The organism is Corynebacterium yudongzhengii, from assembly GCF_003065405.1.
GTDB lineage: Bacteria > Actinomycetota > Actinomycetes > Mycobacteriales > Mycobacteriaceae > Corynebacterium > Corynebacterium yudongzhengii.
In genome coordinates this window covers 706,928-717,734 of sequence record NZ_CP026947.1, presented here as the reverse complement: position 1 = coordinate 717,734, position 10,807 = coordinate 706,928, and the positions used below count along the sequence as shown (strand labels likewise).

The window sequence follows — 10,807 nt, the reverse complement described above, 5'->3', positions numbered from 1 at the left end:
GTTCTTCTTTAAAGCTCGAGGGTGGAACGGATTTCGTGCGGGGTGATCTGATCGGTGTAGCGGTGCCACTCCTCCCACTTCGTGCGCAGGAAAAACTCGAAGACGTGCTCGCCTAGAACCTCGGCCATGAACTCGCTCTGCTCCAAGTGGCGCAGGGCCTCATCCAGGCTGCCGGGCAGATCGCGATAGCCCATGGCGCGGCGCTCGCGGTGCGACAGGGCGGCGACGTCGTCCTCGGCGGGCTCGCCGAGCTCATAGCCCTCCTCGATGCCCTTGAGCCCGGCGGCCAGCAGCGCCGCGAAGCCGAGGTAGGGGTTGATACCGGAATCCGGCGAGCGGACCTCCACGCGGCGGGAGGCCTCCTTGTTCAGCCGGTAGGTGGGCACGCGCACCAGCGCCGAGCGGTTGGACACGCCCCAGGTCACGGCGGTGGGCGCCTCGTTGCCGAACTGGAGGCGCTTATAGGAGTTGACCCACTGGTTGGTCACGGCGGTGATCTCGTGGGCGTGGTGCATGATGCCGGCGATGAAGCGCTTCGCGGTACCGGAGAGGGAGAACTCGTCGTCCGGGTCGTGGAAGGCGTTGGTCTCGCCCTCGAAGAGCGAGAGGTGGGTGTGCATCGCCGAGCCGGCGTGCTCGCGGAAGGGCTTCGGCATGAACGTGGCCCGCACGCCGGACTGCATGGCCACCGACTTGATGAGGTAGCGGAAGCTCATCACGTGATCGGCTATAGTCAGCACGTCCGCGTGGCGCAGGTCGATCTCCTGCTGGCCCGGCGCGGTCTCGTGGTGGGAGAACTCGGTGGCGATGCCGACGGACTCCAACGCGCGCATGGCCTGCCGGCGGAACTTCGGCACCCGCAAGTGCGCCGCCTGGTCGAAGTAGCCGCCCATATCGGTCGGCGACAAATCGTAGGGGAAGCCTTCCTCGTTGACGATGTAGAACTCGATCTCCGGGCTGACCTGGCAGGTCAGTCCCTGATCGGCGGCGAGTTCCACCTGCCGGCGCAGGATCTGGCGCGGATCGACCATCGACGGCGAGCCATCCGGCATCACGATGTCGCAGAACATGCGCGCGGTGCGCAGCTCGGGCTCGTCGTCGTCGAAAGGCATGACCTGGAAGGTCGACGGGTCCGGCAGCAGCAGGGTGTCCGACTCCGAGATCCGCGAAAAGCCCTCGATGGAGCTGCCGTCGAAGCCGGCCCCCTCCTCGAAGGCACCTTCGATCTCGCTGGGGGACATCATGACGGACTTCAGCTGACCGGCGATATCGGTAAACCACAGACGGATGAAGCGGACGTCGCGTTCCTCGACCGCGCTGAGGACATATTCCTGTTGGCTGTTCATAATTCCCACCTTACAAATACCCCCGCCCACCCGCGCCCGCTTTCCGGCTGCGGACGGTACGGTAGCGGTAACAGCGCTTACTTACACATTCGAGAGGTGGACTTTCTGATGGTCAACTCGTTTTTGGAGGTGGAGGCGAAGTTCGCCGTCGGCGAGCACACGCCGGTTCCTGATCTGACGGTGCTTCCTGAGGTCGCCACCGTCGCCGACACGAAGAAACACAACTTATCGGCAATCTATTATGACACCCGCGATCTGCGCTTAACCCACGCGAAGGTGACGCTGCGCCGCCGCACCGGGGGCGCCGACGACGGCTGGCACCTCAAACTCCCCGGCGACGGGGGCCGGCTGGAGCTCTCCGCCGAGCTCACCGAACCCGTCGACGGCGAGTTCGTCGTCCCCGAGGAGCTCAGGGCCCAGATCCGTTCGATCGTGCGCGACTACGAGCTCATGCCCATCGCGCAGGTTGATAACAACCGCACCGAGTCCTTGCTTGCCGACGACTCCGGCCAGCCCGTCGCCGAGTTCTGCGACGACCGGGTCACCGCGTGGTCGCTGTTGCCGGGCGGGCAGCAGACTTCGTGGCGCGAGTGGGAGATCGAGCTTTCCGGCCGCCTCGCCGGCACCGAGGAAGGCGCAGCGATCATCTCAGCGGCCACCACCCGCCTGATCTCCGCGGGCGCGCGCAAGTCCGCCAGCCCGTCGAAGCTGCGCGCCGCCTTAGGCGACAGCCTGGAAGAAGCCCAGCTTCCCGACTACCTCACCCCACACGACGACCCCGATTCCCCGGCCGCCGCCGTCGTCAACGCTTTGAAGGCCAACCGCGACAAGCTCGTCGCCTATGACCCGAAGGTGCGCCGCGACGAGTGGGACTCCGTCCACCAGATGCGCGTGGCCACCCGCGAGCTGCGCTCCCACCTGCAGACCTTCGACGGCGTGCTGGCCGGCGAGCAGGTCGAGCACATCCTCGCCGAGCTCAAGGTCCTCGCCGGGATGTTAGGCAGCGCCCGCGACGCGGAGGTGGTCGAGGAACGTTTCGCCTGGCTTATCGACGCCGACGATTCCGGCCTCATCTCGGAGGAGGATAAGAACCACATCCTCGGCACCATCAACAACGAGTACCAGCGCGCGCACCGCCGGATCGTGCTCGGTTTGGATTCGCAGCGCTACCTCTCGCTGCTCAAGGACCTCGATCAGCTGCTGGCGGACCCGCCGGTGGTCGAGCCCACCGAGGACGACGAGGCCCCGCAGGAGATGGACGAGGTCATGGGAGAACACCTCGACCAGGCCTACGCCAAGCTGCGCAAGCGCCACAAGAAGGCCGTGCGCAACTGGGACAACCCGGAGCTGAGCCTGCACCAGCGGGAGGAATACTTCCACGACATGCGCAAGGCCGCCAAGAAGCTGCGCTACGCGGCCGAGGCGGTCAGCTCCGCCACCGGCTTGAAGACCCGCCGCATCTACAAGGCGTGCAAGCAGATGCAGTCGGTGCTCGGCGACTTCCAGGACTCCGTGACCAGCCGCAACAAGCTGCAGGCCATGGCGGCCGCCGACGCCCGCCGCGGCCGCGACACCTTCGCCCTCGGCCTTTTGTACCAGCGCGAACGCGAAATCGGGCTGCAAGCGCTGCGCGACTACGACGACGCCTACGACCGCATCACCTCCGCCTACCGGCGCCTGCGCAAAAAGAAGAAATAGCGCTTAGCGCGCCGCGGGGTCGCCCCAGTCGTCGTCCTTCTCGTCCTCGGCGTCGGCGGCCTTATTGCGCGCCTGCACGATCTTCAGCGCATTCTCCGCCTGCTCGCGGGTGGCATAGGGGCCCATGCGGTTGGCCCAGGAACCGACCTTGCCCTCGGAAACCTCCCCGGTGGAGGGGTTGTAGTACCAGTCAGCCAAGACGTGCTCCTCTTCTTTGTCTGCTTTGTCGGCGCCTAACGTGTGCCCCCACCCTACTGCGCGGGCGGTAGGCTGGGGCGGTACGAAAACGCACACCCGGTTGAAGGAGAGTTGCACCCATGGCGTTGTGGCCGAGTGAGGATAGGCCCGTCGATAAGCGGGTGACCGAGGTCTTTGCCGCCGCCTTCGGCAGTACCACCCCCGCGGTCGCCACCGCCCCCGCCACCTTCCCCGTCTGCGGTGAATACACCGACCACTACGGCGGGCGCGTGATCATGGGCCTCGGTGATGCGCGGGTGGCCGTGGCCGTCGCGCGGCGCGACATCGGCGGGATCAACCTCGCCTACCAGCGTATCGACGGCACCCAAACCACCGACACCGTCGACGCCGAAGAGCTGTCCACCCTGTGGGCCGACCACCAGCCGAGCATCGACGAGACGGGCGCGACGATCTCGCACGCGCCTTCCGCAGAGCGCCTCGCCCTGCGCCTGGCCGGGCTGGTGCAGACGATGGTGCATCGCCAGCTTCTGCCCCGCGATACGACCGCCGCCGACATCGCCGTGGTCAGCGACATCCCCGGCCAAGGCTTCGGCGAATACGAGGCCATCGAGGTCGCGTTGTCGCTCGCACTTCTCGACGACGCCGAAGACCTCAACGACGCCCCCATGCGCGCCCGGCTCTCCGAGGTCTGCGCGCAGGCCGCCGACCTCTTCTCCCCCGCCGCGGCCCTGCGCGCCCGCTACACCGCGGCTCTGCGCGGCACGGCAGATCACCTCGCGGTCATCGACTACGCCGACGGCTCCGTCACCCAAGTCTCCTACCCCGCCAGTCCCTTGGCGATCTACGCGGTCTGCGGGCCGGCGGCAGACATCGACGACGGCGAAAACACCCGCCGCAGCTTCCTCGACGAAGCCTGCCGGGCCTTCGGTTCCGAAAGCCTGCGCAGCCTGCCGGACGCGCCCACTCGGGTCGGCGACTGGATCGACGCCCTGCACAAGGTTCACCCCGACAACGACGCCCCCGCCCGCGCCGACGCCTGCCGCTGGATTACGTACTACGAGCAGGAAACCGAGCACTGCGGAAAAGCTTCGCTGCTCTTGCGTTCGCGGCGGATGGAGGCGCTCGACCAACTTCTCGACGACTCCCGCACCGCCACCGCCCAACTCACCGGCCTGCCGACGCAACTCGCCGAGCTCGCCCTCGCCCGCGGCGCAGCGATCACGCGCACAGTCAGCGCCGCAGATGTGGTCGCTTTTGTGCCTTCCAAGCGTGCCGAGAACTTCGCCGCCGATCTCGCCGACGATGGGCTGACCGTCGCCCGGCTGAACCCCGGGTCGGTGGCTGGCTTGGCCGAGGCTTAATCGATATTGGTGCGTTCGTCAGGATCGCGCGAAGAACGGAAAAACAACCACAACAGGAAACCGAGCAGCGGCACCGACGCCACGATCACCGTCCACTTCACCCGCTCCAGGTGATACGTGCCACGCTTCTGCTCGACCTTATGGACAATCAGCGCCCCCACCAGCGTCGCCAGAATCAGCAGTCCCCCGCCAACGAGGACGATGAGCAACAAATCTTCAGTTCCAGTCATGTGCGGCCCAGGGTACTCAGGTTGCTCGGTGGAGTCGAGGGGGTTGTTGGGCGGTTGAGGGGTGTTTGCGGGCAGTTTGCGGGCTTTACGACGGTCGCGGGGTCGCCGTTTTGAGTAACTACCGACGATCCCCCAGATCCAAGCCCCACCAACACTCCTCAAAGCTTAAGGCGAATGAGCCGGCCGATAAGCCGGATTCTGTCGCCGCGCACCTCGCGGCGCGCGGGGGCGATCATCCATCTGGGCACTCCATTGCTGGGTGCCTCGAGCAGCTACCTTCGGACATGGGGCGGATCTCCCCTCGTAGCGTCCGATCCGGTCCGCGCTGGAGGCGGGCCGGGATGCCTTGCTCCCGGTGGGGTTTACCTGGCCGGGACAGTCACCTGCCCCGCCGGTGCGCTCTTACCGCACCCTTTCACCCTCACCCGTCGGGCTGGGCCCGCGGGCGGTCTACTTTCTGTTGCACTTTCCCTCGGGTCACCCCGGGTTGCCGTTAGCAACCACCGTTCGATCCTCGGTGGAGTCCGGACTTTCCTCGACCCCCGCCTGCCCGCGCGAGGCGGGCGGTTCGGGAGGCCGCGATCGCCTAGCCGACTCATTCGCGAAAGAAACGATACCGCTAGTGCCTAGGATTGTGCCAACTTACGGGGGTATACTTTGTTTGACAAAAGTTCAAGCATGACCCATGATTGAGGTACCCTCCCGTCTGCTGCGCGTGCGTAGGCGGGAGGTGATTTCTTTAGGTGCGCCCTACTATCTGCCGGGCTGAATGTTGACGGAGCGAACCTGGGCGGGGACGGTGGCGGAGTCGTCGAGAATGTCGATCACGCTCACCGAACCTAAGTCTAGGAAGATGCGTGCGAAGGCCTCGGCGCCCGCGCCCAGCGAGCGCGCGACAGCCGACTTAATCGGGTTGACGTGGGTGACCGCCACGATCGTCTGCCCGCGCCGCGCGGACACCATCTCGTTAAGCGTCTGACCGACTCGCGCGTGCACGCTCGCGACGGATTCACCCCCGGGGGCGGCGATCGTGGGATCCGCGAGCCAGCGGCGGTGGTTGTCGCGGTCACGTTCGTCGGCCTCGGCGAAGGTGAGGCCCTCGTAGTCGCCGAAGTCGAGCTCGATGAGCCCCTCATTCTTCTCGATGTCACGGCCCACCGCCGCCGCCACCTTCTCGGCGGTTTCGACGCAGCGTAGCAGGGGCGAGGTGATGACGGCGTCGACGTCATAATGCTTGGCGACGTATGCAGCCGCCGCCTCCGCCTGGCTCTGCCCCGTCGCGGTCAGCTCGAGGTCGCGACGCCCTGCGTATTGCCCGGCCGCGGACATTTCGGTCTCTCCGTGGCGTACGAGCACGAGCGTGGTGGGGGTGTCCTCGGCACCACACCACCGACTCGGCGCGGGAGCAGCAGCGGTAGCAGCAGCATCCTTATCAGCCGGCAGCACCGATTTTTCCTCCACGATCCCCTCGCCGGCCCCGGCGGCGGAGGCGTCCATGGCGATGTTGGAGAGCTCGTCAGCGTCTTTGTTCTGCTCGCGCGGCACCCAGGTGTAGGTGATCCGCTCGAAGCCTTCGGCCAGTTTCCGCGCCTGCATGGCGAGTTTCTGCATCGCCGGGTGCTTGATCTTCCAGCGCCCGGTCATCTGCTCGATGACGAGCTTCGAGTCCATGAACACGTAGGCCCCGGTGGCGCCAAGCGCAGCCGCAGCGCGCAGGCCCTCGATGAGCCCGCGGTATTCGGCGACGTTGTTGGAGGTCGGCTCGTCGAAGGCGTAGACGATCTCGGCGAGGCGCTTCTTGGACGCGGCGTCGATGACGAGGCTTCCGGAGCCGGCGATGCCCGGGTTGCCGCGGGAGCCGCCGTCGGAGTAGACGAATACTTTCACGTTCGCCTCCCTAAGCGACGGTCTCGCGCACCAGGTAGGTACCGCAGTTGGTGCACTGGGGTAGCTCGTCGGCGGCGGTCTTGTTGATCTTCGCCCGATCTGCCGGCGGCAACACGATGTGGCAGCCGCCGCAGGAGCGTCCGTTGAAGCCGGCGGCGCCGATGTCGTTTTCGTCCTTCTGTTCCTCGTAGGCGGTCAGCACGTCGTCGGGAAGCTGGCTACGCAGATCGCGGATGCGCTCGGCCGGGTCGACGTCGCGGGCGGCGGAGTTGGCCGCCTCGGCGGCGCGGCGGGCGACCTCGACTTGGCGGGTCAGCTCGTCGACCTGGGCGCCGTGGACGTCGCGGTTGTTGCGCAGCGCGTGGATCTCGTCGTGGGCTTCTTTGAGCTCGTAGAGCAGGTCGTTGATGCGCGACTTCGCGGTGTAGCGGTCGTGCTCAAGGTCCTTGCGCAGCTCGGGGTCGGTGGCGGCCTTGAGCTGCTCGCGGTCGTCGCGTTCGCGGCGCCTGAGCTTGCGCTCGTCTTCCTGGATGCGCAGGATTTCGGTTTCCATGTCGTCGACAGCCATCTGCGCGCTTCCGGCGGCCTCGCGGGTGCGCTGCAGTTTCTTCTCGAGGGCCTCGAGTTCCTTCTGCTCCGGAGTGGTCTGTTCCACCGGCCCGGCGATCTGGACGCGCTCGGCGGTGGCGAGGTCGAGCAGGACGCTTTGGAGTTCGCGATCGAGTTTCATGCCTCTATTCCTACCTTTCCCCTCCCGCGGCGATGGTCCACGGGTCGGTGCGGATGCTTAAGACCTCGACATCCAGGCCCTCATGCCGGGCGCCGACGACCTCCGCCGCCTGCGTACACCACGGGTATTCGCTGGCCCAGTGGGCGGTGTCGATGACCGCGGGCCCGCCGGCGCGCAGGTGCTCGTCGACGGGGTGGTGGCGCAGATCGGAGGTGACATAGCAATCGACGCCGAGGCGACGCACGTCGTCGAGGAAGCTATCCCCGCTTCCCGACGACACCGCCACCGTCCTAATCAGCTTCTCCGGATCCCCGGCGGCGCGCACGCCCCAGGCCACCTGGGGCAGGCGCTCAGCGACGCGGCGGGTGAACTCGCGCAGGGTCATCGGCTCATCGAGCTCGCCGACGCGCCCCAGCCCCGTCGCGGTGGCGAGATCCGCCGTCTCTGCCATCTCGACGATGTCGAAGGCGGGTTCCTCATAGGGGTGGACGGAGCGCAGGACGTCGATAAGCTTTCGGCGCAAGCGCCGAGAAGCGACGAACTGGACGCGCACCTCGTCGTCGCGGTAGAGCTTCCCGACCTCCCCGTCGGTGGGATCCGCACCTTCTTCCGGCACGAACTGCCCGCGGCCGTCGATGTCGAACGCGCAGTGCGAGTAGTTACCGATCTCCCCGGCGCCGGCGTCGAACACGGCGTTTTTGACGGCCTCGGCGTCGGCGGGCGGGACGTGTACACCCCAGTGGTCCGTGTCGTCGAGGGCGATCGGCTTGATGGGCCGCCTGGGACGCACGCCTAAGAGCTCGGCGAGGCGGTCGTTGACCCCCGGGCGGGCCGAATCGGCGTTCGTGTGCGCCGCGAACAGCGCGCACCCGCCGCGGATCAGGGTGTGGATGACCTCGCCTTTCGGCGTGTTCGCGGCCACCGAGCTCACCCCGCGCATGAACAGCGGGTGGTGCACGACCAACAGGTCGGCCTGCTTCTCGACGGCCGCGCGCGCCACCTCCAACGTGCACTCCAAGGCCACCACGACGCGGGTTACCGGTGCCTGCGGGTCCCCGCAGATCAGCCCGACTTTGTCCCAGCTTTCGGCGAGCTGGGGTGGGTAGGCGTCGTCAAGCGTGGCGATTACGTCACCGACTGTCGTAGTCATGTGTCTCAGTGTACGTTCAGTGACATGACCACCGGCCGAGCCCTGCCCGCCGACCCGCGGCGCATCCTGTTCTTCGACGTCGACGGCACGCTCGTCGATTCCTATCCCGGCATCCGCGCCGGCTTTCTCGCCGCGCTCGACTCGGTCGGCTGCCCGCACCCCGACGAGCAGTTCCTCCGGCACCTGCCGGGCCCGCCTCTGGAGCACAACCTCGCGAAGCTTATCGACGATCCCGCCGACGTCGACCGCGCCTTCCGCACCTACATGGACTACACCGCCTCCGGCGGGGTGTTGGAGGCCACGGCCTTCGACGGCATGGTGGAGCTGCTGCAGCGACTGCGGGCCGAGGGCTTTTATCTCTCGACCGCCACGAGCAAGGGCACCGACAACGCCCGCACTGTGCTGCGCGCCTTAGGATTCTGGGATTCGCTCGACTTTCTCGCCGCGGCCGAAGAATATGGGGGCCACCGGCGCAGCAAGGTCGCCGTGATCGACTATGCGCTGGACTCGCTCGGGCTGTATAAGCGCCGCGACGACATCCTCATGATCGGCGATCGCCACCACGACATCGACGGCGCCCGCCAACAAGGGCTCACCGTCTGCGCCGTAACCTGGGGCTACGGCACGGCCGAGGAAGCCCTAGAGGCCGACTACACCGCCCATACCCCGACCGAGCTAGAGGAGATCATCCATGACTGGGCCCTATGACTTCACCATCGACTTCGTATGCACCGGCAACATCTGCCGCTCCCCCATGGCCGAATACATCGTGCGCCACCGCCTCGAAGAAGCCGGACTGAACAACGTGCGGGTCGCTTCTTCCGGCATCGGTGACTGGCACGTCGGCCACCCCGCCGACGACCGCGCCCTCACCGAGCTATCCGACCACGGCTACGACGGCTCCGCCCACCGAGCCCGCCAGGTCGATCCGGACACGCTCGGCGCCGACCTCATCGTCGCGCTGGCGACCAACCACCGCTCCGAGCTCATCGCCCGCGGCGCCGATCCGGCGAAGATCCGGCTGCTGCGGGACTTCGACCCCGTCGCCGGCGAAGACGTCTCCGTCGCCGATCCCTACTACGGCGGCGCGGAGGGCTTTAGCACCACCCGCCAAGAGATCGAGGCCGCCGCGGAAGGCATCGTCGACTATGTCCGCGAGCAACTCGGCAAGAACTGACACTAGGGACCTAGCCGAAAGTTGGATACACTAGGACCATTGTGAGTACCACGGCACTAAAGCGTTCCACCAGGCGAGACGACCGCCCCTTGTGGCGGCGTTTCCTCACCCCGGGATGGCTGTTTCTCACCCTGTTCGTGGTGATCTTTTCCTACTTCTCGTTCACGTTTTTCGCCCCGTGGCAGCTGGGCAAGGACGAGCAGATCGTCGAGCGCAACGAGCAAATCGAGGCCGCCTACGAGGCCGATCCCGTGCCCGTCGAGCAAATCCTCGACGGCGAGGGCTTTAGCGACGGCGACCAGTGGACCCGCGTCATCCTGAACGGCCGGTTCCTCCCCGAAGACGAGGTGCTGCTGCGGCTGCGCTCGATCGAGACGCTGCCCGCCTACCACTCACTGACCCCGTTCCAGCTCGACAGCGGGCCGATCATCCTGGTCAACCGCGGCTATGAGCCGGCCGGCGAAGCCAACGCCGTGCCCGAGATCGCCGACCCGCCGGCCGGTGAAGTCTCCACGATCGGCATGGTCCAGCTCGCCGAACCACCCAGCGACCGCGCCGCCCTGCAAGACCAGGGCTACCAGCAGGTTTATACGATCAACCCCGAGCAGATCGGCGAGCTCACCGGCCATGAGCTTGTCGACGGCTATGTCCAACTCTCCGAGGGCGAACCCGGCGTGCTCAACGCGATCCCGGTGCCGAAGCTCGACCGCGGCACCCACCTCTCGTACGGCCTGCAGTGGCTGGCCTTCGGCGTCCTGGCGCCCGCGGGGCTGGTCTACTTCGTAATCAGCGAGCTCCGGGAGCGCCGGCGCGTGCGCGAGGAGGACGCCGAGATGGCCGCCGCGGACGACCGCCTCGCCGGCGACGAAGACGAGGAGGATCTCTCCCAGCATCCGGATGCCCGCGTGGTGCACCGCTCCCGCGACGTGCGCGACCGCTACGGGGATGCGAAGCCGGACTTCTACGCGAAGTTCGCGAAGCGGCAGCGCGAACGCCAGTGATGCCCAGCGCCACCGCGGGCAAGGGGATA

At 66.8% G+C, this 10,807-nt stretch carries 11 protein-coding genes and 1 other RNA gene; 5 read left to right on the top strand and 7 right to left on the bottom strand.

All coding sequences use genetic code 11. The annotated features are described in order from the left end of the window. Positions 1-8: 8 nt before the first annotated feature. Complete coding sequence (locus C3B44_RS03355) at positions 9-1,346, bottom strand: glutamine synthetase family protein (RefSeq protein WP_108431126.1); 1,338 nt, start codon at positions 1,344-1,346, stop codon at positions 9-11. Positions 1,347-1,451: 105 nt separating this feature from the next. On the opposite strand from C3B44_RS03355, the gene C3B44_RS03350 reads away from it, so the two are divergent. Continuing rightward, complete coding sequence (locus C3B44_RS03350; protein ID WP_108432535.1) at positions 1,452-3,044, top strand: CYTH and CHAD domain-containing protein; 1,593 nt, start codon at positions 1,452-1,454, stop codon at positions 3,042-3,044. A gap of 3 nt (positions 3,045-3,047) precedes the next feature. Here C3B44_RS03350 and C3B44_RS03345 read toward each other — a convergent pair whose 3' ends face one another. Then, positions 3,048-3,242 carry a hypothetical protein gene (locus tag C3B44_RS03345; RefSeq protein WP_108431125.1) on the bottom strand — a complete coding sequence of 65 codons (195 nt, stop codon included), beginning with the start codon at positions 3,240-3,242 and terminating at the stop codon, positions 3,048-3,050. A gap of 119 nt (positions 3,243-3,361) precedes the next feature. On the opposite strand from C3B44_RS03345, the gene C3B44_RS03340 reads away from it, so the two are divergent. Next, entirely contained in the window at positions 3,362-4,603 is a 1,242-nt protein-coding gene (locus C3B44_RS03340; RefSeq protein ID WP_108431124.1) for a galactokinase family protein, read from the top strand. Here C3B44_RS03340 and C3B44_RS03335 read toward each other — a convergent pair. From C3B44_RS03335 to C3B44_RS03315, 5 genes are all read right to left on the bottom strand, one after another. Next, positions 4,600-4,833, bottom strand: coding sequence for a hypothetical protein (locus C3B44_RS03335; RefSeq protein ID WP_108431123.1), 234 nt, complete (start codon positions 4,831-4,833; stop codon positions 4,600-4,602). The two genes, C3B44_RS03340 and C3B44_RS03335, sit on opposite strands and share 4 nt — an antisense overlap. 171 nt (positions 4,834-5,004) lie before the next feature. Next, an RNA gene (gene rnpB, locus C3B44_RS03330) (RNase P RNA component class A) lies at positions 5,005-5,431 on the bottom strand. Between the two features lie 155 nt (positions 5,432-5,586). Further along, positions 5,587-6,720: a bifunctional RNase H/acid phosphatase gene (locus C3B44_RS03325; protein WP_108431122.1), complete on the bottom strand. Its 1,134-nt coding sequence runs from the start codon at positions 6,718-6,720 to the stop codon at positions 5,587-5,589. A 10-nt stretch (positions 6,721-6,730) separates the two neighbouring features. Beyond that, entirely contained in the window at positions 6,731-7,450 is a 720-nt protein-coding gene (locus tag C3B44_RS03320; protein ID WP_108431121.1) for a zinc ribbon domain-containing protein, read from the bottom strand. Between the two features lie 10 nt (positions 7,451-7,460). Beyond that, the gene (locus C3B44_RS03315) at positions 7,461-8,600 is read right to left on the bottom strand and encodes a Nif3-like dinuclear metal center hexameric protein (RefSeq protein ID WP_108431120.1); all 1,140 of its coding nucleotides are present in this window, start codon (positions 8,598-8,600) and stop codon (positions 7,461-7,463) included. A gap of 24 nt (positions 8,601-8,624) precedes the next feature. On the opposite strand from C3B44_RS03315, the gene C3B44_RS03310 reads away from it, so the two are divergent. From C3B44_RS03310 to C3B44_RS03300, 3 genes are read left to right on the top strand one after another with little or no spacing between them, the layout of a single operon-like run. Further along, positions 8,625-9,308: an HAD-IA family hydrolase gene (locus C3B44_RS03310; RefSeq protein WP_108431119.1), complete on the top strand. Its 684-nt coding sequence runs from the start codon at positions 8,625-8,627 to the stop codon at positions 9,306-9,308. Then, on the top strand, positions 9,292-9,777 hold the full coding sequence (locus C3B44_RS03305; RefSeq protein ID WP_108431118.1) for a low molecular weight protein-tyrosine-phosphatase: 486 nt from the start codon (positions 9,292-9,294) through the stop codon (positions 9,775-9,777). The genes C3B44_RS03310 and C3B44_RS03305 overlap by 17 nt, the downstream gene beginning before the upstream one ends. A gap of 41 nt (positions 9,778-9,818) precedes the next feature. After that, the gene (locus C3B44_RS03300; RefSeq protein ID WP_235840422.1) at positions 9,819-10,778 is read left to right on the top strand and encodes an SURF1 family cytochrome oxidase biogenesis protein; all 960 of its coding nucleotides are present in this window, start codon (positions 9,819-9,821) and stop codon (positions 10,776-10,778) included. The last annotated feature ends 29 nt before the right edge of the window (positions 10,779-10,807 follow it).